At 37.8% G+C, this 26,436-nt stretch carries 18 protein-coding genes and 1 tRNA gene; 14 read left to right on the top strand and 5 right to left on the bottom strand.

Going from position 1 to position 26,436, the window contains the following annotated elements; all coding sequences use genetic code 11:
- Nucleotides 1–2: 2 nt before the first annotated feature.
- The 5 genes from porV to ACUN8G_RS00075 all read right to left on the bottom strand — a co-directional run bounded on the left by porV (nucleotide 3) and on the right by ACUN8G_RS00075 (nucleotide 6,639).
- Nucleotides 3–1,193: a type IX secretion system outer membrane channel protein PorV gene (gene porV / locus ACUN8G_RS00095; protein WP_437346601.1), complete on the bottom strand. Its 1,191-nt coding sequence runs from the start codon at nucleotides 1,191–1,193 to the stop codon at nucleotides 3–5.
- Between the two features lie 27 nt (nucleotides 1,194–1,220).
- On the bottom strand, nucleotides 1,221–5,126 hold the full coding sequence (gene porU, locus ACUN8G_RS00090; RefSeq protein ID WP_437346600.1) for a type IX secretion system sortase PorU: 3,906 nt from the start codon (nucleotides 5,124–5,126) through the stop codon (nucleotides 1,221–1,223).
- Nucleotides 5,127–5,297: 171 nt separating this feature from the next.
- Entirely contained in the window at nucleotides 5,298–5,864 is a 567-nt protein-coding gene (locus tag ACUN8G_RS00085; protein WP_437346599.1) for an HDIG domain-containing metalloprotein, read from the bottom strand.
- Entirely contained in the window at nucleotides 5,861–6,508 is a 648-nt protein-coding gene (gene nth, locus ACUN8G_RS00080; protein WP_437346598.1) for an endonuclease III, read from the bottom strand. The genes ACUN8G_RS00085 and nth overlap by 4 nt, the downstream gene beginning before the upstream one ends.
- Nucleotides 6,509–6,565: 57 nt before the next feature.
- Nucleotides 6,566–6,639, bottom strand: a tRNA-Glu gene (locus ACUN8G_RS00075).
- Nucleotides 6,640–6,847: 208 nt separating this feature from the next.
- On the opposite strand from ACUN8G_RS00075, the gene uppS reads away from it, so the two are divergent.
- From uppS to ACUN8G_RS00005, 14 genes are all read left to right on the top strand, one after another.
- Entirely contained in the window at nucleotides 6,848–7,681 is an 834-nt protein-coding gene (gene uppS, locus ACUN8G_RS00070) for an undecaprenyl pyrophosphate synthase (RefSeq protein WP_437346597.1), read from the top strand.
- Nucleotides 7,650–10,139, top strand: coding sequence for an outer membrane protein assembly factor BamA (bamA, locus tag ACUN8G_RS00065; protein ID WP_437346596.1), 2,490 nt, complete (start codon nucleotides 7,650–7,652; stop codon nucleotides 10,137–10,139). Before uppS ends, bamA begins: the two co-directional genes overlap by 32 nt.
- A gap of 30 nt (nucleotides 10,140–10,169) precedes the next feature.
- Complete coding sequence (locus ACUN8G_RS00060) at nucleotides 10,170–10,700, top strand: OmpH/Skp family outer membrane protein (RefSeq protein ID WP_437346595.1); 531 nt, start codon at nucleotides 10,170–10,172, stop codon at nucleotides 10,698–10,700.
- Nucleotides 10,701–10,711: 11 nt separating this feature from the next.
- A complete protein-coding gene (locus ACUN8G_RS00055) occupies nucleotides 10,712–11,212 on the top strand; it encodes an OmpH/Skp family outer membrane protein (RefSeq protein ID WP_437346594.1) in 501 nt (166 codons plus the stop codon).
- Between the two features lie 6 nt (nucleotides 11,213–11,218).
- Nucleotides 11,219–12,274: a UDP-3-O-(3-hydroxymyristoyl)glucosamine N-acyltransferase gene (gene lpxD / locus ACUN8G_RS00050; RefSeq protein WP_437346593.1), complete on the top strand. Its 1,056-nt coding sequence runs from the start codon at nucleotides 11,219–11,221 to the stop codon at nucleotides 12,272–12,274.
- The gene (locus ACUN8G_RS00045; RefSeq protein WP_437346592.1) at nucleotides 12,274–13,689 is read left to right on the top strand and encodes a bifunctional UDP-3-O-[3-hydroxymyristoyl] N-acetylglucosamine deacetylase/3-hydroxyacyl-ACP dehydratase; all 1,416 of its coding nucleotides are present in this window, start codon (nucleotides 12,274–12,276) and stop codon (nucleotides 13,687–13,689) included. The genes lpxD and ACUN8G_RS00045 overlap by 1 nt, the downstream gene beginning before the upstream one ends.
- A 3-nt stretch (nucleotides 13,690–13,692) precedes the next feature.
- The gene (gene lpxA / locus ACUN8G_RS00040) at nucleotides 13,693–14,472 is read left to right on the top strand and encodes an acyl-ACP--UDP-N-acetylglucosamine O-acyltransferase (RefSeq protein ID WP_437346591.1); all 780 of its coding nucleotides are present in this window, start codon (nucleotides 13,693–13,695) and stop codon (nucleotides 14,470–14,472) included.
- Nucleotides 14,469–15,236, top strand: coding sequence for a lipoate--protein ligase family protein (locus tag ACUN8G_RS00035; protein ID WP_437346590.1), 768 nt, complete (start codon nucleotides 14,469–14,471; stop codon nucleotides 15,234–15,236). Before lpxA ends, ACUN8G_RS00035 begins: the two co-directional genes overlap by 4 nt.
- Before the next feature lie 42 nt (nucleotides 15,237–15,278).
- Nucleotides 15,279–16,337 (top strand): ligand-binding sensor domain-containing protein, encoded by a 1,059-nt coding sequence (locus ACUN8G_RS00030; RefSeq protein WP_437346589.1) that lies wholly within the window; start codon nucleotides 15,279–15,281, stop codon nucleotides 16,335–16,337.
- Nucleotides 16,338–16,349: 12 nt separating this feature from the next.
- Nucleotides 16,350–17,348, top strand: coding sequence for a D-glycero-beta-D-manno-heptose-7-phosphate kinase (gene rfaE1 / locus ACUN8G_RS00025; protein ID WP_437346588.1), 999 nt, complete (start codon nucleotides 16,350–16,352; stop codon nucleotides 17,346–17,348).
- A complete protein-coding gene (rfaE2, locus tag ACUN8G_RS00020) occupies nucleotides 17,345–17,821 on the top strand; it encodes a D-glycero-beta-D-manno-heptose 1-phosphate adenylyltransferase (protein WP_437346587.1) in 477 nt (158 codons plus the stop codon). Before rfaE1 ends, rfaE2 begins: the two co-directional genes overlap by 4 nt.
- A complete protein-coding gene (locus ACUN8G_RS00015; RefSeq protein ID WP_437346586.1) occupies nucleotides 17,821–22,305 on the top strand; it encodes a translocation/assembly module TamB domain-containing protein in 4,485 nt (1,494 codons plus the stop codon). The genes rfaE2 and ACUN8G_RS00015 overlap by 1 nt, the downstream gene beginning before the upstream one ends.
- Nucleotides 22,306–24,405, top strand: coding sequence for a ribonuclease R (gene rnr / locus ACUN8G_RS00010; RefSeq protein WP_437346585.1), 2,100 nt, complete (start codon nucleotides 22,306–22,308; stop codon nucleotides 24,403–24,405).
- 18 nt (nucleotides 24,406–24,423) lie between these two features.
- Nucleotides 24,424–26,436, top strand: a 2,013-nt coding sequence (locus ACUN8G_RS00005) for a peptidase MA family metallohydrolase (protein WP_445480879.1), incomplete at its 3' end; no start/stop codon positions are given.

Genomic DNA, 26,436 nt, shown 5'->3' with positions numbered 1-26,436 from the left:
GATTAAATGCCTCTGGGAAAACCTAATTGAGTTTGAGGTACGGCACCCCATCCAATAAAAATAGTGAAACGGAGCGTATTATTGAGCGGGTGATTTTCGCCTTCCTTAAACACGTCGGTAGTTAAATAACTGAAATCAAACCCATACATGTCGTATCTGATTCCGGCACCGATAGTGACGAATTTTCTATTTCCAAACGATGGGTCTTCATAAAAATAACCTGCTCTTAAAGCAAACATAAAATCTCCAGGTTGTCCGTACCAGTATTCAAGACCCATAGCGGTTGTAATATCTCTTATTTCCTCGCTCAATGGTTGGTCGCCCCATGCGGTAAAAATTGCTTCGTAAAAATCCTTCCTTTGTTTCGGAGTGGCGTTACTATCAACTTCCCCGCGAAATGCTTCGCCTTTGTCGACCAATAATTTGCTGAAATCAAGAGTCATAGTAATTGAGTTGAAGTCATCCTGATAGAGGCGGGTAGCAATTCCAAGTCTGAAATTTGTCGGGATTGGGTCGGCCTGTGCTTGATCGATGTAATAAATTTTTGGACCAATATTGCTGAGGTTCATACCGATGCTAAGACGATTGCTCATATCACCAATTAAAGGCAAATTCAGGTGTTCCGGACGCCACATTGCACCTACGTCGAAACTGACAGTTGTGGCAACGCCTTTACCCTGTTCGGCTTCAGTTGGCTTGTCCGCAAGACGACTATGGATAATTCTGAAGTTCAAGCCGAGTCCCCAGTCATTGCTCAATTTAGTTGCGTAACCGAGTGTAAGAGCGGCATCGAAAGATCTAAAAGTTCCGATTGGCTCGGGAGAATCTGAGCCTGTACGTACAATTTCTCCGTAGTTCATGTATGTTACGCTCGCTGTAATACTGCCATTTAAATCTTCAATATATTGACGATAAGTTGCATAGTCGTAAAATAAATCGAGATGGAATTGCGGTAGCCAGTTACTATGTGTAAAGCTGACTTCCGAACCAGTCAGGAATGCAATTCCAGCAGGGTTCCAGAAAATTGCTGCAGAATTGTCAGCCAATCCAGCGCCGGATTCACCAATACCGCCAGCTCTCGAATCGGGAGCTATTAAAAGGAAAGGCAATGCAGCTTCTCCCTGAGCTTTTATTTTTGAACTGATTCCAACCATCATTATCATAACCATCGGAATCAAAATTATTCTTTTCATTTTTTATACCTCCTTGAGTAATTAATTTTATCTTATTATCGACAACTTACCGAGTGCGCTCTTTTTGTAAGAACCGTCGGTAGTGTGGGCTACAATTTTATACAAATAAGTTCCATTTGCCAATGAATTCCCGTCCTCGTCCCTGCCATCCCAGTCAATTCGAACAAACCTGTCCATCACCGAGTATTCTTCAATTTCTTTTATCAATCTTCCTGATACGGTGTAGATTTTAATTTTTACGTCCAAAGCGCTATTTGCATTGTGCTGGAATGTAAAAGTGGTTGAGGACGAAAAAGGATTCGGATAATTATAAACATTTCTCAGATATAATTCATCGTTTTCGTTTACAACGGTAAAGAAGACTTCGGTTTCGGAAAAGTTATTAAATACATCCCAGGCTTTGATTTTAATATTATGTTCGCCTTCAGTAAGGGATGTAAATTTATACATAACCGCTCCCGATTTGCCGCCGGAATTCAAATCTCCAACGAAGTAATTCGTAAAATCGATGGCATTGTTTTCGTCTCCATCCAGTATCCCTTCGAGTTTATGACCAATGCCGGTTCCAGTCGTATTGAGACCGGTTTCATCAAATAATTTAATGATAAGTGTAAAATCGGAATTAACAAGATACGCATTGTCAAATTCCTCATTATCAAAATAAATTTCTATTTCTGGACCCTTACCGTCGTTAATTGCATTTGGATTTGTTCCTCCGACAATAACATTATTGGTGTAACCGACAGCATCATTATTTTCATTGAAAACATAAGCGGTGATCTTGCCGTTTTTATTTTCGTATGAAATGTCTTTGGGTACGATAAACTCTGTGCTGTATTTGCCATTTTCGACAGACGATCTGCCTCTGTATATCAAACCACCTGGCATCGTAACGGTATAACCTATTTCATCATAATAAACTTTCCTTTCGGAGTCGTAAACACTAATAATAGCTTCGCCGTTGAAATTGGTGGTAGAATTAGTGCCTACCGACCCTTTAATATTCACATTTCCGAGGGCATTAATTTGAACTGTTTTATTGACCGGTGTACCGTTAACCGAATCGATTCTGGCATTATCAGCAGGAATTTTTAGCCTGAGTGCTGGATCGCAAAACAGATGAAATTTCTCGTCGTTTATTGCCGTACGATTTTGTTTTGTGAGCATAAAAACATCGCCAATTCGTATTGGTTTTCCTTCAGTTGTACGTTTGAAAAGATGCGTATAAAAAGTGTCGTTTATTGCTGCGTTGGAAGTTGCATAAACAACGCGTGCAGCTGTAAAAATTCCAATTGCACCGCCATCAGGCATATTGACCATTAATTCAGTTGAGCTTTGTTCACTCAAATCGTCATACTTTCCGAAATCGCAGGTAGCGGCTGTGAGAAAGAAAAACTCTGAATTTTTTAGTTGGGGAATTGTCGTAGCTTTTTCGAAAACATATTCATGAGTCCATGTATTGGGATTTCCATGACCGATATAATTCACAAGCAAAGTACCGTTATTGAACGCATTGACGATAGCTTTGTTTACTTCCGGTTTTCTTCTTCCAAGTCCTGTAATAACTGTCGGATAAGCGACAAGATAAATTTTATTTAAATCGTATGCACTCGATATTTTTCTAAGGGTCAGTTCTTCCGACTGCCGCGTGTGGAGTGCTGCGTCGTCTCCTTCTGATGTGAGGCCATCATCCGCAATTAACGTTATCCGATAACGCCACGGTCCGGTAGATGATTCCTGTTCATATTTTTTTATTTTATCGACAACTGCCTCGGCGTCTGAGAGCGTTTGGACAGCCAATCTACCCGTAGCTAAATCTACAGCTTTGTCGATGCCGGAAACTCTGGCGTAGTAATCATCAGTCGAATATGAGTTAATTTCACTGAGCGATTCGATGGTTTGATAAGTGGGCACAAAGTTTTTGTCGATATCTTCAGGCACCACGTTTAAATAGTCATAATCTCCATCTCCAAAGAAAAGAACATAATGGGGCTTTGTCTGCCAATTGTCGTATGCATATTTAAGGAAACTACGTATAGAAGTAGGATCGAGCATACCTCCACTAAATTGATTCATAATATCGTCTACATAATAAATTGAAGTCGACAGAGGGTCAGGCGATTCCGAACTTCTATATGCAGCATACTTTTCTGCCTGCTCTTTGAAATATTTATTTGTAATCACTATCATTTGACTGCCAGCTGTATTACTCAAAATATCCGTCGGCGTAATTTGTGCTCCGTTTACAGGAGTTTTGAAAGCAGATGAATTTAACGCTATATATTTCGACACACTGTTTTTGTTTTCCAGTGATTGAAATCTTATCTCACCACCACTTATAAAAGCTCCAGTGATTATCTTAACGTTGTACGGATTGGTTAAATCGAAAGCCCAGAGATCGCTATTCGAAAAATCGGTTATTCTATACTCAACGGTTGCTGTAGTATCTTTAGAGAAAAATATCAGGTAATCCATCGTCGATTGCAGATACCTTTGATATTCAATTTCGAAATAATCGATATAGACGCTGGCTGTAGAAATATTTGTATTGATTGTGAATTTTAAATTACTACGGTTATCCGTTAATTGGTTCGAATAGGAAGCCATGCCGACACTCTGCATTCCGTATGTATAAGAATACCTGGCATTTAATGAAATTGAGCCAGAATAAATCAGCTGGTTACTCTCTCTTACGGTGTAATTAATAAAATCCGAAGAAGTATTAATAAGTCTGAATTTATAATTGATCTTTGTACCAGGTACCAGGCCGTACAAAGTATTCAAATAAATTCTTTCACGGCGCGTAGCGGAAAACACATCTCCAAAATAATCTCTTCCCGATGCAGCAATTTTAACACTGTCTTTATCACTAAAAACATAAGCAAGGGTTGTACTTTGTTTATAAGCGCTGGACGAATTTAACGAAGGTTTTTCTGGCATTCTTTTTCCTTTATTACCTCCAAAAGTAAGCCAGAAGTAATTTTTTCTCGTGAATGGATTTTTGACTCTCTGAATTGCATATCTACTCTTATCGTATTCCCAGGCTTGAATTCCTCTCGAATAAAACAAAATATAGTCACCGTCGTTGAAAACTCCATCTTCTTCGTCCTTGATGTATATTGCGTTTTCGTTGAAACCAATCGATTCGTCCTCAATATTTTCCGGTAGAGCGTAACCATTTAAGGAATAAATCTTAATTGTCCTGGGATCGACTTCAGCAATATTGATGCCCATCGATTCGAGAAAAGATTTATCTATTTTATAAATCCCTTCTTCATTGGCTTCGAAACGGAACCATTTACCTGACGAAAATATCGGAACATTTACTTTCGAAAGACGATTTTGTTTAATTCCCCAGTTTTTAGCAATTGACCAATTAAGCACTGAAAATTGTAAAATCGAATCTGCCACAAAAGTTTTTTCAACATTAGAGGAAAATAAACTAATTCGTACCCTCATTCTTTTAATTATATGCGTCTTGCCCGTTTCGGTATCAATGCGTACGGGATAAATTAAAAATGACTGGAATGGCAAATTCCTAATTAGTCCATACTCGCCGAATGTGATGTAATCACGTTTTCTTTGCTGCGGTAAAATATCTGGTGTTTTATCGAATGAATAAATTCCATCAATCTGGCTTTCTTCAACAAATAATATCTGAATTGTATTTCCCGTCTCGCTGTCAACACCGAGCTTGAATTCTCTAACGGGTAATTGTACCGAATCCGGAAAGTTTTCATTTTCAATATAAGTTCCCTCTATATCCAGTGTGACGTAATTTTTCCCATTATAAACGAAAAAGTTTGTGTCTTTTATATTTGGAACGTAGTCGAAAACAAACTCTGACTTAGTGGATTTGAGGATATGTATATCCTGGCCTGCTGCAATCGACGTGAATATTATGAGAAATATTACAGAGAATTTTGTTTTCATCAGATTACTTATTTTTTTAGATAGACATTAAAAATAAACAAAATTAAGGTAGCGGAAATTCTCTATAATATTTCTCCCTGATATTTTGGGAATCAAATTTATAGAAGATGGTATCAACTTGTCAAGTTTAAATCAAACATTTTCCATTTAAGAAAAAATAGCAGAGGGTTTTCACAGCCCAAGAATTTCTTTATTCTTTTTCATTGCATCGATACAAAATTGAATATGCTCGTCAAGTGGTATTCCTAATTCTTCTGCACCTTTTTTAATATCCTCCCTGTTTACGGTTCTGGCAAAAGCTTTGTCCTTCATTTTCTTCAATACAGACTTAACTTCTACTTCATCAATCGACTTCGATGGACGGACATAAGTAACGGCCGTAATAAATCCGGCAAGTTCGTCGCAGGCATACAAAGTCTTTTTCAAAAGATTATTTCTTTCGACGCCGGTATAATCAGCATGAGAAAGGATTGCATCGATAAATTCTTCCTCGAAACCGAGTTCTCTCAAAATTTCAGCACCTTTGAAAGGGTGTTCTTCTGCAGTTGGATATTTTTCGTAATCGAAATCGTGCAGCAATGCAACGTTACCCCAGTATTCGACGTCTTCTCCAAATTTTTCAGCATAAGCTCTTACACAGGATTCAACTGATAGAGCATGTTTTATGAGGCTTTCGCTTTTCGTATACTGTTTCAATAAATCAAAACAATAACTTCTATTTCTCATTTTATCGTTCATTTGACCACCTTATTTTTGTTTTTCGAAGGGCAATAATTTGATATAATGCATTCTTCGCATCGGGGACGACGGGCTATGCAAACTTTACGGCCGTGGTTCATTAAAAGGTGCGAAGAAACAATCCATAATTCTTCTGGCAATAATTCCTTCAGTTTAATTTCAATTTTCTTTGGGTCGTTTGTATTCACAAACCCGAGCAAATTAGACAATCTAATAACATGCGTATCGACTGCTATTGAAGGAATACCGAAAGCATTGCCGGCTACCACAGAGGCTGTTTTCCTTCCCACTCCCGGCAATTTCGTCAAAGCTTCAAAATCAACCGGCACTTTGCCCTCGTATTTTTCGATCAATTCCTTGCAACAGTTTTTAATACTTTTTGCCTTTTGCTTATAAAAGCCAGTTGAAAAGATATCCTTTTCGAGTTCTTCGTTATTAACCTTAAGATAGTCTTCCGGTCTTCTATACTTTTTAAATAATTTCTCAGTAACGATATTGACGCGTTCGTCTGTGCATTGAGCGGATAATATTGTTGCTATCAGAAGTTCAAAAGGGGATTTATAATTGAGAGCCGGTTTTGCATCAGGATATTCTTCTTTGAGAATCTGAAAAATTTTTCGGGCTCTTTTTTCTTCGGGATTCATCCTGTCCCATTTGGTATAAGATAGAGGAATTACGTTCTAGTTCGTTCAAAGTATTAGTAGCGCGTACGGGATTCGAACCCGTGGTCTCCGCCTTGAGAGGGCGGCGTCCTCGACCGCTAGACGAACGCGCCATTATTACGGCTCTAAAAATAAAATTTTTTTATATCTTTTGCCCTCCTTAAAATTAAATTTTACAAAACATCGATATATCGTTAAAAAATTAATATCTTTGCTTTCGCTCTTTTTAATAAATTATAGAAATTAAATGACAACAATTTGCCTTGATAATTGTATAAAGTGCGACTATTTTTATTTCAAACTGGGGGTTAAAAATCTACTTTGAGGAAAAAACTGACAAATAAAGAACTTCAGGCTATCGAAGAAATCAAAAGCAAGGGAAATATACCGCGTCATATTGCAATCATCATGGACGGTAATGGTCGATGGGCTAAAAAGAGAAATTTACCCAGAGTGGCCGGTCACAGAAAAGGAGTCGAAATTGTTCGAATTGTTGTAGAAGCCTGCGTAGCGCTCGGCGTGGATGTCCTTACACTCTATACTTTTTCAACAGAGAATTGGCGCCGTCCAAAGGACGAAGTTTCCACTTTGATGCGACTTATTGTTAAAAGCCTTCAAACTGAAACTGACGAACTAAATCAAAATAATATCCGTCTTACAACCATTGGTAACAAAAATATTTTACCGAACATAGTAAAAAACGAGCTCGACATTGCGATTGCCAAAACTGCCGGGAATACAAAAATGACTCTCAATCTCGCGCTTAGTTACAGTGGCAGATGGGAACTTGTTGAAGCTATTAAAACTATAATCGAGCACGTCGAAAGTGGAAAAGTAGACAAAAACAGTATTGACGAAAATCTTGTTTCTAATTTTTTAAATACTGCCGGTCTGCCCGACCCAGATTTGTTGATACGGAGCGGCGGCGAATTTCGAATTAGCAATTTTTTACTCTGGCAAATTGCTTATTCAGAAATTTTTATTTCCAATGTTCTCTGGCCAGATTTCAGATGCAAGCATTTGCTTGAAGCCATCGCCGATTATCAATCGAGAGAAAGAAGATTCGGTATGGTAAGCGAGCAAATTAAAAATAACGGTTTACTCAATATAAGTAGAAATAATAATGGCGATATCAAAAAAATTATTGAATTTTAGTCTCTTTATTCTGGCGATCACGTCGTCCTTAATTTATCCGCAGTATCAAAGAAACACTTATAAAATTTTAGGTATTACAGTCGAAGGAAGTAACACGGCAGACCCAAATACAATTATTGCAAGCAGCAATCTTAAAGTGGGCGATGATATTACAATCCCCGGTGATCAAACAAACAATGCAATCCAGAACTTATGGAAATTCGGCATTTTTGAAGATGTCCAGATAATAGCAGAAAAAAAGATAGAAAATGGAATCTTTCTGAAAATTATCGTAAAAGAATATCCGAGACTTGAACAGTTTGTATTTCGTGGTAACGACGAACTGAGTGAATCGGACATAAATAAAGTAATTACAATTGTCAGAGGGCAGACTCTCAAAGCGCAGGAAGTACAAAAGATTATTACAAAAATTTACGACCTCTACATCGACGAAGGGCATCTAAATGCAAAAATAAAACCACTCTATTTCCATTTTTTTGATGCTGATACTTCAGACGACGAAATTAAAATTACCTGGCAAAATAAAGATAATCCAGACGATTTTTACGAAACCACCTACGATAAAGAAAAAACTATTTCAATTAATTCAGTCGAAAGAATTAAACGCAGAGTACTTGTTGTTCTCGACATCGACGAAGGAGAAGAAGTTAAAGTACGCAGCATTGAATTTAACGGTAACGAAGCTTTCGACGACGACGATTTGATTAGTGAGTTTGAAGAAACTAAAATCAAAAAATGGTGGAAATTCTGGTCCTCGGGAAATTTTAAAAAGGAAGACTACGAAAAAGACAAAACTTTACTCACAAAATTCTACCAGAAAAACGGCTACCGCGATTTTGTCATACTCAAAGATTCAATCTATTATACAAACGATAAGCAGGACCTTCATATAGTAATCGATGTTTATGAAGGACCTCAGTATAAAATAAGAAATCTGGTCTGGGAAGGGAACACAGTTTATGACGATAATTTACTTTCGGCACGACTCGGTTTTCGTAAAGGCGATATTTTCGATTACGAAAAATTTAATACCAACTTACATTACAATGAAAAACAGACTGATGTATCGTCGCTTTATCAGGACAACGGTTATCTCGGTTTCAATCTTCAGGCAAAAGAAGTTAAAGTTGAACCCGATTCGATTGACATACTTATAACAGTCAACGAAGGCAACCGATTCAAAATCGGCAAGGTTGATATTCAGGGAAACGACAAAACAAAGGATAAAGTCATAAGGCGTGAATTATATACAATTCCCGGCAATTACTTCAGCCGCGCTTTAATTCTTCGTAGTCTTCAGCAACTGGCAAACCTGCAGTACTTCAATGCTGAAGAATTATACAAATCCGGTTTTGATTATCGACCGGTAAACGACAGTACGGTAAATTTAATTTACAAAGTACAGGAAAAATCGAGCGACTATTTGAATGCTTCTGTTGGTTATAGTGGCGCATTTGGATTCAGCGGTGCAATTGGTTTTACACTCACAAACTTTTCAATTACAGAACCGTTTCAGATGGGCGGTGGACAGATCCTGAATTTCAACTGGCAGTTTGGCGTGGGCAATTTTTATCGAACATTCACACTCGGTTTCACAGAACCCTGGCTAATGGACACTCCTACTTCTGTCGGCTTCGACCTTTACGATACACGTCAACGATATGTGTACGACATGCGACAGTCGGGTATTTCGTTTCGGGTTGGTAGACGCCTTACTTGGCCCGACGATTATTTCTATATTCAAGGCGGCTTTAAGTTTCAGTACAACAATACTATCGACGGAGCCAATATTTATCCCGAAGGGTTAACGAGACAATATACAGTGAGCACTATTTTATCTCGTACCGACATCGATAATCCAATTTTTCCATCACGCGGATCAAAATTTTCATTGAACCTGGAGCTTTCAGGCGGACCGATTCTACCTGGCAATGTCGATTATTATAGAGTGGAATTAAATACAGATTGGTATAAATCTTTATTTAATACTAACAGGATAGTTCTTTACAACGGAATGAGACTCGGTTACATCCACAATTTAGGAGATTATAAACATATAAATCCATTTGACTTTTATTATATGGGCGGCAGCGGAATGATAATAGCTACCATTCCATTGCGCGGATACGACGACAGAAGTCTCGGCGTTGTTAGCAGCGAGGGTAATATCATTGGAAGCCGTGTTATGTTTAAGAATACGCTCGAACTGAGAGCTGCCCTTGCACTCGAACCGATTCCTATTTATCTTTTGGCATTTGCTGAAGCAGGTAATGTATATTTCGACATCAAACAAACAAATTTATTTGATTTGAAACGCTCTGTAGGTATTGGTGCTCGTATACTAATTAATCCTATTGGTTTAATCGGTTTCGATTATGGTTATGGTTTCGACCGCAGAAGCGTTGACGGGAAAGATCCACAGTGGATTTTCCATTTTCAGTTTGGACAAGGTTTATAATTTATCAATAAATAAAATAATGAGGTTATCGTGAAAAAAGTATTATTACTCCTACTTCTATCAGCAGTTGTTGCATTCGGACAAAATCAGCCGTTTCAATTAAAAGTGGGATATGTTGATTCCGAAACAATTCTGGCTCAATATCCTGCGGCAATCAAGGCAAAAAGTGATTTAGAAGCATTGGTTGCAAAATGGAGACAACAGGTAGACAGTATGACCACAGACCTTCAGCAGGCTTATTCTGATTTCCAGAAACAAGCGCAAACTATGACTCCGGAAAAACAAAAAGAAGCTCAGCAAAAACTCGTTGAAAAAGATCAAAAAATACAACAATTCAGAGAACAAAAATTTTCTCAACCAAACGGTGAATATTTCGTACGTCAGGAACAGCTGATGGCTCCAGTTAAAGAAAAAGTATTCGAAGCAATTGAACAGATTGCAAAAGAAGAGGGAATGCACTATGTGCTCGACAAAGCGGGCGACGTTGTCGTTCTCTATGCTGACCCGCAGTTCGATATTACATTCAAAGTGCTTGATCTTCTTAAAAGAGGCAAAAAATAAAAGTTAAGGTTATGAAGAAAATATTATTATTAATACTTGCTTTCTCTTCGGTCTCTTTTGCACAACTGAAAATCGGTTATGTCGACAGTGAAGCAATTATGAGCCAGTTGCCCGAAGCTCAGGACGCCCAGAAAAAACTCGACGCCATAATTAAAGAATGGCAGGAAGAATTAAATAAATTGGAAAAAGACTGGAAAACCAAATATGAAGATTACGAAAAGCGGAAATTAATTCTTAGTGAACAAAAGCGCGTTGAAATCGAAAAAGAACTGGTCCAATTAGAAGAACAAATTTCCAAATTTCGGCAGGAAAAATTCGGCGTCAAAGGTGAACTCTTCCAGAAAAAAGAGGAACTCGACAAACCGATTTTAAATAGAATTTTCAATGCCATTGAAGAAGTGGCAAAAGAAAACGACTTCGACTTCATTTTCGACAAGAGCGGCGATATTATGTTTCTCTATGCAAAAGAAGAATACGACGTGACCAATCTCGTTTTAGAAAAATTAAAATGAAATACTATGAAAATAAAATTGAAAGAAGCCGCCGACTTTGTCGGCGGTACTGTTATCGGAAATCCGGAACTCGAAATCTACAACATTGCAAAAATTGAAGAAGCCGGCGAAGGCGATCTTACTTTTCTTTATCTTCCCGCATACGAAAAATTTCTCGAAACCACTAAGGCTTCGGCTGTAATTATCAGCCCGAAATTCAAAAAAACTCGCTCCGACTTAAGTTACATTGAAATTGATAATCCAAACGTTGCAATACAAAAAATAATTTCGACATTCTTAAAACCCACTATAAAGTTTCAGGGCATTGACTCTTCGGCTTCAGTTGACAAAACAGCAACACTTGGCAACAACGTTACACTCGGAAAAAATGTTGTAATTTCAGCTGGATGTAAAATTGGGGATAATTCAGTCATACTGCATAATACTGTAATAATGGAAAATTCTACAATAGGTAATAACTGTCTGATATATCCTAATGTTACCATTCGCGAGAATACTTCAATCGGCAATAACGTGATAATTCATTCAAATACATGTATCGGTTCCGATGGTTTCGGATACGTTATGAATCAAAAACACGAATACGAAAAAGTACCCCAAATTGGAAACGTCGTTATCGAAGACAATGTTGAAATTGGTTCTAATGTATCGATTGACCGGGCAGCAATCGGTTCTACTTTAATAAGAAGAGGAGTTAAAATCGACAATTTAGTTCAAATTGCTCACAACGTTCAAATCGACGAGCACACTGCAATTGCTGCACAGGCAGGAATTTCAGGCAGTACTAAAATAGGCAAACACTGTATGATTGCTGGACAATCCGGTTTTGTGGGACATATTGAAATTACTGATGGTGTAATAATTGGTGCTCAATCCGGTGTATCAAAGTCGATAAAAAAAGCGGGGAAATATAGAGGAACTCCGGCTCAGGAGATGTCCGAACAGCTCCATATGGAAGCCCACATGAGAAACCTGCCAAAGTATGCAGAAAAGATTAAGAAATTAGAAGAAAAAATTGCATTTTTGGAGAGTCAAATTTCAGAATTAAGGAAAGGTAATTAATGCTCGAACTCCAACGAACTATTGCAAAACCCGTTTCGCTTTCGGGAACGGGACTTCATACAGGCACTTCATGTACAATTACTTTCAAACCTGCACCAGATAATCATGGAATTAAATTTGTAAGAGTAGACCTTGGCGGCAACCCAGAAATTCCAGCCACCGTCGATTATGTAGTTGACCTTTCCAGAGGTACTACATTGGCAGTTGGCGAAGCAAGAGTGCACACTGTCGAACATGTACTGGCTGCAATTGTTGGTCTCCAAATCGACAATATAATTATAGAAATTGACGGTATTGAACCACCTGTTGGCGACGGAAGTGCAATGCCGTTCGTAGAAAAATTGCTCGAAGCCGGGTTTGTCACTCAAGAGACTCCAAAAGATTATCTGGTTATTGACCAGGAAGTTATGTATCATGACGAAGAGAACCAGATTGATATTGTTGCCCTGCCACTAAATGATTATCGTATAACAATTATGGTGGACTATCAGAATCCTGCGCTCGGCAGTCAGCACACTGGATTGTTTAATCTCGAAAAAGAATTTGTCAAGGAATTTGCACCGGCACGTACATTCTGTTTTTTAAGTGAAGTTGAAATGTTAGCCGACCAGGGATTGATCAAAGGTGGTAACATCGATAATGCGGTTGTAATTGTAGATCATGAACTCAACGAAGAAGGTCTCAATAGATTGAAACAAAAACTTAAACTTCCCCCTGATGTATCTGTAACACACGAAGGTTTTTTATCCCACAATAAATTACGTTTCAAGAACGAACCTGTACGACACAAACTCCTCGACATGATAGGTGATCTGGCATTAATCGGCGCCCCGATAAAAGCTCAGATACTCGCAGCTCGCCCCGGTCACAGAGCAAATGTTGAATTTGCAAAAAAAATACGTGCTCTTTATCAACAGAAAAAACTTGTTAAAAAATATCAGTTCGTAAAAAAGGAAGGCGTGGTATTCGATGCCAATGCAATTCAAAGAATTCTTCCACACCGCTATCCATTCCTGCTGGTTGATAAAATCATCGACCTCGAACTCGACAAAAGAGTCGTTGGTGTAAAATCGGTAACTATTAACGAGCCATTCTTCCAGGGTCACTTCCCGGGGCAACCAATCATGCCAGGAGTTTTGATTGTTGAGGCGATGGCGCAGGTTAGCGGTATCATGATACTCAATTCTTTTATTGATCCCGACAAACATCTTGTTTATTTCATGAGCATTAATAACGCAAAGTTCAGAAAACCGGTTGTCCCTGGTGATCAATTAGTTATGGAAGCCGAATTGATATCTAAGAAATCAAAATACTTTTCAATTAAAGCAGCTGCCTACGTCGACGGCACTCTTGTTGCCGAAGCCGAATTTATGGGAGCTATTATCGACAAAGAAAATAAAAAACAAGACTTATAAATTATGTCAGCCACCATCCATCCTACTGCAATTGTAAGCCCAAAAGCAAAAATTGGCAAGAATGTTACAATCGGTCCTTATGCCATAGTTGAAGACGACGTGGTAATTGGTGACGACTCAACTATTGGACAGCATGCGTGTGTTTATAACGGCGCAAGAATCGGTAACAGGGTTAAAATATTTCAAGGAGCGTCGGTCTCCAATTTACCGCAGGATTTGAAATACAACGGAGAAGAAACATATCTAATTATTGGGGACGATACTGTTGTGCGAGAATTTGTAACACTTCACAAAGGAACAACAGCCACTGGCAAAACGGTTATTGGTCAAAATTGTTTATTGATGGCATACACACACGTTGCTCACGACTGTACAATTGGCAGCAAGGTGATTTGTTCAAACGGAGTTCAAATAGCGGGCCATGTAACCATCGAAGATAATGTTATAATCGGTGGATTGAGTGCAATTCATCAGTTCAGTAAGGTTGGTCAGCACGCTATGGTTGGCGGGGGTTCGATGGTCAATATGGATGTTCCGCCGTTTGTAATGACCAGCGGCTACCCAGCACGTTACATGGGTTTGAATGTTGTTGGACTTCGTAGAAGAAATTTTTCGAACGAGTCAATCAATGCAATTAAGGAAGCTTACAGAATACTTTATCTTTCCGGGCTTACATTTCGTAATGCTCTGGATAAACTGAAATCTAATTTTCAATCCAATGAATACGTAGCCTCGATCATCAGATTTATCGAAAATTCCGAACGCGGAATATTGCGAAAATGAAATGGCATCTGATTGAATACAGCGTTCAATCGGGTCGAGAAAATATGGACATTGATCTTTCACTCGCCCGTTCATGCCGCCCTGACGAAGCATTTTTCAGGCTTTACGGTTGGAACCCTTACTGCATATCGCTCGGCGCCAATCAAAAATTTGAAGATATCGATTTGGAAAAAGCATCTAAAGAATCGATCGATATTGTGCGAAGACCTACAGGCGGCCGAGCAATTTTACATGCCGAAGAAATAACATATTCTGTTATAATTCCTTATTCTAATGAATTGACTCCAAAGAAAATTTACAAAGCCGTTTCACTTGCGCTGATAGAAGGATTAAAATTATACGATCCTGTTTTCGATGAACTTTCGCTCGAAGATGAAAGTCCCCACTTCCCTTCCCTGCTTCAACAGCCCGAAGGCGTTCTCTGTTTTGGCAGTACTGCAAAAAACGAAATTAAATTCCGCGGAAAAAAAATTGTTGGAAGTGCACAACGTAAATTGGATAAGGTAATTTTACAACACGGCTCCATTTTGTGTGGAAAATTCCATCGTCGACTTCCTGAATTTATTGCAGTTGACGAATCGACACGAACCGCTTTACGTCAAGAAATGAATTCAAAGACAATCGAAATCGAATCGATTACAAATGCTAAAACTGATTACTACAAATTAATAGGATGTCTAAAAGAAGGTTTTGCTAAATTCTGGGATATTAAATTTGACTCGGTAAAAAATTATAAAAGTGAGTTTTCATTCCAGCAGTCATAATATTATTTTTCCATTCAAAATTTTTGTAAATTCAAAGCACTTATGAAAAAAATAATTTTTTACTTTCTGTTTTTTGCTTCGTTGCTTGTTGCACAATCTGAAAGCAACAACTTCGATTTTTTTTTAAAAGGAACTAACATTACAGACATTCATAAAGATGGTAATGATTTGTGGGTTACTACAAATGGAAGTGGTATTTTCTTATATAGAAACGATCGATGGGAACATTTTGCAACTTCGAAGGGAAACATTCAGCACGATTATTTTTTCTGCATAACTTCAAATAAAGATTATGTTTGGGCTGGCTCAATAGATGGATTATTCACATACGACAAAAAAAGGAAAAGCTGGTCGAAAAGAAAATTCGGATTGGGTGGACAGTTAGCTAACTGGATTCGTTCCATCGAATATGACCGGTATGAAAACGTTGTCTGGATCGGCAGATTTAAATATCTAACAAAGTACGATCTAAAAACTCGTAGATATATAGATTACGACTTGACAGTTGGCGGCAATAACCAATCCAACACAATTAAGACTATCAAGGTCGAAGGTGATTCGCTGGTATGGTTCGGAACCGAAGCCGGCCTGCACAGATACGACAAATCGAAGGAACTGACTGACCCCTCGGCAATTATATTTTTCGACAACAAGCTTAATTACTTCAACGGCGAAGGAGAACAAATCTCAATTTCATCTATCCTTTCAGAACGAAATTATTTATGGATAGGACTCGATGAATTTATCACCGAAGAACGCCCTGAATTCAATACCGGCGGATTATTCAGATACGATAGAATCAATGACTGGTTACGTTTTGACGTCACGAACGGACTTACAGGAAATGGCATATACGACCTTACACTTATTGGGAATTACATCTGCGCTTCGCTATATCAATTTGGCGTTCAGACAAAAGAACCTTATGGCAGAGGACTTGTATTGATTAATAGATTAAACAATCAGATCATTCCCGTTCGGGACAGCAGGATACCCTCCACAATAAATAAACTTTTTTTCGATGGCAGCTATCTATGGCTCGGAACCAGTGACGGTCTAATCCGTATCAATTTCAAAAACGAATTTGCACAATGGAAATAGGAGCTTGATAAAATGTTAAATATTTCTCACAAACAGCTTATGACCCTGAAGGATAAATTCAGAAACAAACGAATTGCGGTTATCGGCGACATGATGCTCGACAGTTATTTCCAAGGGAAAGTCAGCAGAATATCTCCAGAAGCACCTGTCCCAATAGTAGAAGTAGAAAATGAATTTATGAGATTTGGTGGCGCATTAAACGTAGCTTACAATATTTTAACGCTCGGCGGAATACCTTTACCCATCGGAATTATTGGTGACGACGCCGAAGGGAAACTACTCAAAAAGTTGATGAGGGAAGCGAACATTTCCGATGAAGCAATTTTTACGGACAAATCGAGACCTACCACTTCCAAAACGCGTGTTATTGCCCACAGCCAACAAGTTGTACGAATCGATAAAGAATCGACCGCACCGCTATCAAGACAGTTAGAAAAAAAAATTATCGATTATATTAAACATGACTTTTCAAACATCGACGCAATAATTCTGCAGGATTACAACAAAGGCGTTCTTACACAAAACCTTATAAGAGAAGTAATTAAAAAGGCTAACGAGGAAAATAAAATTGTTACCGTAGACCCTAAATTCAATAACTTCTTTGAATATAAAAACGTAACTGTTTTCAAACCGAACAGAAAAGAAACTGAAGACGCCTTGAGTATGAAACTCAAAAATGATGATGATATTTCTGAAGCTGGAGAAAAATTACTGCACAGTTTAAATGCTCGTTATATTTTGCTAACTTTAGGCGAAGCAGGTATTGCCTTATTTGAAAAAGGAAAGCCAGAGAAAAGAGTGCCTACTAAAGCCCGAAAGGTAGCAGATGTATCCGGCGCGGGCGATACCGTGATATCAACAATCACAATAGCGCTGGCTGCAGGTGTTGATATTTATAATGCAGCTTATCTTGCAAATTATGCAGGCGGTATAGTATGTCAGGAAGTCGGAATAGTTCCTATTAATATCGATGATTTAATTTCTGCAGTTAAGGAAGAGTTGAAAAAATGAACATTATTTTATCGCACGAGGAGCTTCTACTTATCCGAAAACAATTAGCCATGCAAGGCAAAAAGGTTGTTTTCACAAATGGTTGCTTTGACATAATTCATGCCGGTCATGTTGATTACCTTATTAAAGCAAAACAACTCGGTGATATTTTAATTGTAGCAATTAACTCGGACGAATCCGTCAGGAGAATTAAAGGAGAAAAACGACCAATACTAAATCAGAAAGAGCGTACATTTATTGTTTCGAATCTCAAACCCGTCGACTTTGTAACAGTATTTGAGGAAGATACTCCTTACGAGATAATTAAAAAAATAGTACCCGATATTCTTGTAAAAGGAGCCGATTGGTCAAAAGATAAAATTGTTGGAGCAGATATTGTTGAAAGCAATGGCGGCAAAGTTGAGACCATTGAATTTGTCAACATTCAATCTACCTCTAATATTATCAATACTATTTTAGAGCGGTATAAATAATGCCGGCGGAAAAGAACAAATCAAAAAAGTCATTGTTCAGAAGAATTGTAAACATTTTTATTGCAGCTGGATTGCTATTTATCGGACTGATTATTCTTTTCATCGGCTTTTCTCAAACACGTACATTTCGAAATTTTATCAAGGATAATCTTGTAAAAATTGTCAATTCGAATACAGATGCAAAATTATCAATTGAGAATATTGAAGGAACAATCTTAACCTCTGTTTTTATCAACAAACCTCATTTGACAACCGGTTCAGATACTTTACTCAACGCAGAAAAATTGATAATCAAAACCAGCCCATTACAACTATTATTGAAAAGAATTTATATAAGAGAAGTTGAATTAAGGAACGCCTCAATAAATCTATTACAGGATAAAAACGGTGAATGGAATTTTTCTGCTTTATTCAAACCAAAAGAAGAAAAGGAAACTAAATCCGAGTTTACATTCAAAATAATTGCCCCTCGAATAAGTCTGGTTAATGTAAATTTCAGAATGCAGAAATATAATTATCGCGGTTCAGTTTCCGATTATAAAATATTAAATACCGACGACTTGAGAATCGAGAACCTGAATTTCGATGCGGCAGCTTTTGCCTCCCCTTCCGAAAAAGCTTATATGCTGAACATCAAGTCGATGTCAATGGCGGGCAATTTCAATAACTTTTTGATAAACAATCTCAGTGGCATTTTCGAAGTAACAAGTAAATATGCATCGGTTAAAAACCTCAATATTCTGACAGGTCGCTCGGAAGTCAAAATAAGCGCCCGCTTCGACAGTCTGAATATTTTCAGCAAAATTAATTTGTCTGATTTTGAGTCATATCCAGTAGGATTGAAAGCTGAAATAAAAGCCTTTGACTTCGACGACCTTTCTTCGTTCGTCGGCAGCACGGAAATTCTTAAAGGCAAACCATCACTCACACTCGAAGCAGGGGGCGTATTTGGCAATATTAAAATTGACAAACTTTCTCTCAGATATTCTGATACTGAACTAAATCTTAATGGTTATCTCAAAAATTTACACCGTCCATCGGAATTGTACATCGATGCAAATATTAAGAATTCTTCCATAGTTTATAAAAATGTATTGAGTTTGCTTCCGTCTTTGAATCTTCCACATTTTAATAACCTCGAGCTTGCAAAGTTAAACATCGATTATCACGGTTATCCTACAAATTTCAAAGCCAGGCTGAGTGCAGAAACAGGAAGGAATCAGAAGCTTGACATCGATTGCTTATTGAATCTGAACAAAAGCCCGGTGGAGTATAAAATTAATTTTATAACAAAAAATCTAAATCTACAGCCCGTTATTAACATACCGACACGCATAAACGGCAAAGGAGAAATTGCAGGCAGTTCGTTTAACTTAAACACTCTCAACACTTTATTAAAACTCGAAGGCACTGATTCAGATATCAATAATATTCCGATATCGAATTATAAAATAAATTCGACAGCCTCTAACGGCGAAATTGAACTCGAAGCCGTAGCATCGGGAACAGCGGCTCAGCTCGACATTAAAGGTAATCTTACATTTCTTCCTGAATACATACCTAAATATTTCCTCGTCGGTAGACTGAATAATCTTGATCTATCGAGATTTTACAACGACGAGAACTACAAAAGCGACTTGAATTTCTATTTTAAAGCCGATGGCGTACACTTCAATCCCGATAGTATAAAAGGAACATTCTCCTTTGGAATCGATTCTTCTTCAATTAACGATAAGTTCATTGACTATGCAAATCTGGATTTAAAACTCTCCAACAGAAAAGATTACCGTGCCATCAATATCAACTCCGACTTATTGGATTTCAACATTGAAGGTAATTTTTCCTTAAATGATGCCATAGCTCTCATTAATTACCAGACGAATACAATCATAAAAATTTTCAGGGAGAAAATTGAAAACGTAAACCCAATTAATATTGTATACAGTGAAGAGGTTTCAGATTCAATGGAAATAGAATTGCCCGACGTAATTAAAAAAGAGATAGAATTCGAGTTTAATTTTACATTCAAGAATTTTGAACTGGTTGCTGCGCTGATCGGAAAGGAGAATCTCGATATTTCAGGCACCGGATATGGCACTGTAAGAAACAAGTCGCCTAATTTTTCCATAAACACTTCAATGAATCTTGATTATGTTATTCTTCTGGATAAAAAGTCAACAATCTATCTTTCCGATGTTGATGCCGATATCAATTTCATAAGAAACAATTATTATAATTCATTCGATAAATTATTCGGAATAGCATCGTTTACATCGAAACGATTTTACAGCGGAACAAATGTTGAGAATATAACCGCCGACCTTGTTTTCAACCAGAGCAAATTGTTTTATAACCTATCGGCAGACATTGAAGACTATGCCTCTGCTCATGCAGAAGGATACCTTACCACAACCCCAACGACAAAATATTTCAACATTAGTAACCTGGTAGTTCGATATAAAGAGATCGAGTGGAAAAACAAGGACACTATCAAAGCTGTTTATGACGACAACAATTTCCGTTTTGACAACCTGAATCTGTGGAGCGATACAACTTTCCTAGCTGCTTCGGGATTTGTTGATAGCAGAAGTAACCAGAAAATTTCAATCGAACTGAAGAAACTGTCGGGAAAAATTTTAAGCTCATACTTCCTCGGCGGTGAAGATCCTTTACTCAATATTAATTGCAATTTAAGTGCCGATATTGGAGGTAGTCTGAATTCGCCATTAATTAAATCAAAAATTGATTTCAAGTCAATCTATTACTCGGATTATAACTTAGGGAAAATGGAAGGCAATTTAAGCTACGGAGATAAAATTATCAGTGTCGATTTTGTCTTTATGGATTCAACTTTCAATTACAACAAACCTGTTATGACGATCAAGGGAACAATTCCATACGACCTTGCATTTACGAAAGTTGATGAAAGAGTGCCAGCAGATAAAGAAATGAGTATTAGTATTTTCTCCGACAATTTTAATTTAAAAACGCTTGGTAAAATTCTGCCGGGAATCGAAGAGCAGGATGGGCTACTTCTATCCGATATTAAACTACGAGGGCGAATCGACAATCCCCGATACTACGGTAATTTATCGATAATTAACGGTTCATTCAAATTCCTGGCAAATAATATCAACTATAATTTTGGTCTCCATTTTAGACTAAACGAACAAAAAGTTGATATCGACACACTCTACATCTCAAATACTGGAGGTACAAAAAGTGGTGGTACTATTTACGGTATAGGCTCAATCCTTATGGAAGGATTTTCATTGAAAAATTTGTCAGTTAAAGCCAGAGGTAAGTTAACGATATTGAATGAAAATTCGAAAGCCGTAAGTCCACAAATGTATGGTAACCTTACAATTGAAACCGACCCCGAATGGTTATTAACCTGGCGAGACGATCGTATCTTTATTCAGGGTAATGTAGTGGTCGATAATGCTAATCTATTTTATACATTGGGAGAAGAAACAGGTGGAACGCAGAAAAATGATTATCGAATTGTTTTCCTGGTCGACTCATCAAAAATCGACAAAGAGCTGTTAAAGTTTCAAGAAGTCCTCGAACAAGAGAAAAAAATACGCAAAGATTTAATGATCAGCAGAGAATCTTCGATTAACGTCGATTACTCGTTGGGAATACGCGTTCCAGACCGTGCGCAACTTGTCTTTATTCTATCACAGGTTGCAAATCAAAAACTCATTGTAGAAACCAGGGGAGATATGACTTACGAGAGTCTTTCCGGAAATACAAGAGCTCAAGGAGTATTCGAACTGTTAAACGGCTCAAAGCTGGAATTCTTCAAAACATTCGACGCTGAAGGATTTATCCGTTTTGAAAGCAGCATCTCGGAACCTTATCTGGACATAACTGCAACTTATCAAAACGATTATGTGCCGCCTTCTGACCCGAATGCCACGCCTGAGGAAGTGGCAATTAAAATTTTCATAAAAGGCCCCCTGTCGTCTATCGGTAGAAATCTGGTAAACAATTCCGAAAGCATTGCAATTTATGTGGGCAAAAAAAATATTCAAAACAACGTACGCGAAACTAAATACGACTACTCGGATGCATTTTCTTTTATTTTGTTCGGCAAATTTAAAAACGACTTAACCGCTGAGGACAGAGCAGAAACAGCCGGAATATTGAGCGATTTTCAGAGTACAGCCACATCTTTTCTCGGTTCCCTCTTAACGAATTTTGTGAACTCGGCAGTAGGAGATCTCGTTAACAATATTCAAATCAGTAGAACTGGCGAGCAAACTAAGTTTCGTTTTTCCGGAAAAATTCAGAACTTGCGTTACAGTTTCGGCGGTACTACTGAGGTTTTTCAAAATATAAACAAAGCCAATATAAAAATTGAATATCCATTTAACCCGAGTTTCCTTATCAGGTTGGAACGTAAAGATCCGATTATTCAAACTCCGGGTCTGGACGAAAAAGTAAATGAACTTGCATTAAAATATAAATTCGAATTCTAAATGAAAAACAACGTCAAAGCCTTCTTTAAAAGGCATCCCGGGCTAAAAATAAAAGCCAAAGATTTAGCCAGAGAATTGAACATTATCACCGAGCATCAGTACGCCGAATTGAAACATGTTCTTTTCAAACTCACAGAGGAACAATTTTTAACCAAGCTGGGCAAACGTTATCAGCTAAATTCAGGTGGAAATAAAAATTTGATTGGGACTCTTCAAATAGTCGAAAACGGGGCTTACGGTTTTGTAGTTCTGAAAAACATGAAAAGGAACGACATATTTGTAGCCGGCAAAAACCTCAACACAGCTATGGACGGCGATTTAGTTGAAGTTAAATTGCTCGAAAAGCGACGAGGCAAAAATATCGAGGGTATTATTACAAATGTTCTTGAAAGGAAACGCAAAGAGATAGTTGGAACTTTGAAAAAAAGTGACTCTTTCTTTTTCTTAGAACCCGACGACCCGAATATACATCGCGATATTTATATTCCACCGTCAAAACTCAAAGGGGCTCAAATCGGTGATAAGGTTGTTGCAGGCAATATCATCTGGGAATCCCACAACCTCAATCCGGAAGGCGAGATTATTGAAGTGCTCGGCAAAGCGGGATTATACGATACCGAAATCGCTTCAATTGCCAGAGAATTGGGACTTAAATACAAATTCCCGAAAAAGGTATTAAAGGAGGCTAATTCCATACCCGATAAAATTCCCGAGGAAGAGATTGCCCGGCGTATCGATTTAAGAGATAAAAATGTTTTTACAATTGACCCGGAAGATGCAAAAGATTTCGACGATGCGCTCTCAATTGAGACACTGCCAAATGGAAATTTCGAGGTGGGAATTCATATTGCAGACGTAAGTTATTATGTCGATGAAAATTCATATCTTTTTGAAGAAGCACTGGAAAGAGGCAATAGCGTTTACCTTGTCGGCAAAGTCATTCCAATGTTGCCCGAAAAATTATCCAATGAAATTTGTTCGCTTAATCCAGATGTTGATCGACTTACTTACTCTGTAATCGTCCAGATGACTCCAAATGCCAAAGTAGAAAGCTATGAAATTGTAAAAACAATCATTCAGAGCAAGCGACGTTTTACTTATGATGAAGTGCAGGAAATTCTTGATACAGGTACCGGAGACTTTAAAGACGAGCTTCTTCTGTTAAATAAAATTGCAAAAAAACTAAGACAGAAAAGAACTAAAAGAGGCAGTATAAACTTCTTCAAGCCTGAAGTTGTCTTTAAACTGGATAAAAATGGTAAACCTATTGATATCCGTATAAAGGAGATAAAAGAAAGCAACAATCTTGTAGAAGAATTCATGTTGTTAGCAAATCAAATAGTGGCGCGCCATATAAAAATTGCACGAAAAAATAAATCGAATGATTATCCCTTTATTTACAGGGTTCATGACGTACCAGATCCAGACAAGATTAAAGAATTTGCGCGATTCATCAAATCCCTGGGATACTCGTTTGACCCGAATTCTGCTAACAAGCCGATGGAATTTCAAAAACTTCTCGAATCTGTCAAAGGAAGCGAAGAAGAAGCTGTTATAAATGAAGTTGCAATCAGGTCGATGGCTAAAGCAGTCTACTCGACAAACAATATCGGTCATTATGGTCTTGGCTTTAAGGATTATACTCATTTTACTTCTCCAATAAGACGCTTTGCCGACCTGATGGTACATAAACTGATATATGATTATTCAAATAACAAAAAAACCAACTACAAGATTGAAGAGCTCGAGGAGATTTGCGATTATATTTCTGCCCGCGAGCGAGATGCAATGAACGCTGAAAGATTATCCGTAAAACTGAAACAAATTGAATATCTGCAAAGTAAACTCGGTGATGAATTTGAAGGCGTTGTATCGGGAATTACAAACTTCGGCATTTTCGTCGAATTGAAAGACACGCTGGCAGAAGGTTTGATAAAATTGAAAGACATGGAAGACGACTACTACATATTCGATGAAAAAAATTATATGCTAATTGGTAAACGTACAGGCAGAAGTATTCGGCTCGGCGATAAAATCAGAGTTCAACTTATTCGACTGGATGAAGAAAAACGAGAAATTGACTTTATTTTAATCGATTAATTGTCTGGAGTTAAGACGATGAAAAAATTCATTTTGATATTCCTTTTGTTTATTCAAGTCGTAGTTTACCCGCAGTTCGGGCAAAATAAGGTTCAATATAAAACCTATGACTGGTATTACATCCAGACAAAACACTTCGACATCTATTTTGCCGGAGGCGGCGAAACAGTAGCGGAATTTACAGCTTCGGCTGCTGAAGATGCATTGCAAAGAATTGAAGATGATTTTAATTACCAGATCAACAACAGGATTATTTTAATAATTTATAATTCTCACAATGATTTTCAGGAAACCAACGTAACTGATGAGTATACAGGTCAGGGAGTTGGTGGTTTTACCGAACCGTTTAAAAATAGAGTAGTTATCCCCTTCGAAGGTTCTTATGAAAAATTTAGACACGTCATACACCACGAACTTGTGCACGCCGTTATGCAGGACCTCTATTTCGGCGGGTCAATTCAAAATATTATTTCAAAAGGGATTACACTGCAATTGCCACATTGGTTCATGGAAGGAACTGCCGAGTACTTTTCGCAAGGCTGGGAAACTTATACTGACATGTTCATCAGAAATGCCATAATCAGCGAGGTTTTACCCGATATTCAGGGACTTAGTGGTTATCTCGGTTACAGAGGCGGACAATCCGTCTTTAAGTATATCGCCGATACATATGGAAGAGAAAAACTGGGAGAATTGATTAATAAAATTCAGGGACTCGGCTCGCTCGAAGCAGCCATGAAGGCTTCGCTTGGAATCGACCTCGAAGAGTTAAATGAAAGATGGAAAAAAAGTCTAAAAAAAGATTATTGGCCCGATATTGCTAATTACAAAGATCCCGATGAATTTGCAAAAAGATTAACTGATAACGAAAAACAGTACGGCTTTTATAACACAAGCCCGGCACTTTCCCCTCAGGGTGATAAAATTGCTTTTATTTCTGACCGCGATATTTTCCTCGATGTTTATATAATGGACGCTATCGAAGGAAAAATCATTAAAAAGGTAGTTGAAAGTGGTAAGACTGCGGACTTTGAAGAACTAAACATTCTTTATCCATCCCTTACATGGGCACCAGATAATATCCATATTGCACTTTCAACAAAAAGTAAAGGTTACGACGTAATATCCGTCATTAATACAGAAACTGGCGAAGTAGAAGAATTACCTTTTCGATTGCCCGGTATCGAATCGGTCGATTGGTCTCGCGACGGGAAAAAAATTGCTTTCTCGGCACATAATGAAAAGCAATCCGATATTTATTGCTACGACTTTGACAAGAAACAACTGATTAATGTGACCAACGACATTTTCAGCGATACCGACCCGAAATGGACTCCCGATGCAAGAAAAATAATTTTTTCTTCCGACCGCCGAGAATATATCAATCCCGATATGATTCCGAGTGATTTTATGATGAGCAATCACAATTATAGTCAACTTGATCTTTACATTGTTGATGTCGATTCCTACAAAATCGATAGGATAACGGACTGGGATTTAAGTAATGAAAGGTATCCAGAATTATCGCCCGATGGTAAAGAAATTCTTTTCATATCGGACAGAAACGGTATAAATAATATTTACCGCAAAAAGATTGTTCCCGATTCTACCGAGTCGATAGTTAAAATAAAAGCCTATCCAATTACGAATTCACTTTGTGAAGTCAGCCAGCCTTCAATTTCTTATGATGGGAAAAAACTTGTATTCACTGCGCTTTACAAACAGGGCTACAATCTTTTTATGCTGAATAATCCTTTCGACATCCATCCTGCTTCTGACTCCTTGAAGCCGACAAAATTTATGGAGTCGTTGTTTAGAAAAGATGTTTTTGTTTTGAGCGATTCCCTTGAAATTGATTCATTGAATTTAACGAAAGAAACCGAGCCCGATTCAACTGATAACAGAACTACTCCTAAATTTTTCATAGGGCAGTATAAAGAAAAAGAAGATAAGGATACAACGAGTTATGATTTAAGCAGATATGTCTTTGGAAAAATCGATGCAAACGATACTACACAAGTAATAGCAAGA

It is taken from the genome of Melioribacter sulfuriphilus, from assembly GCF_052656625.1.
Note: the sequence above shows the minus strand (reverse complement) of the source record. Positions and strands in the feature narration are given on the sequence as shown.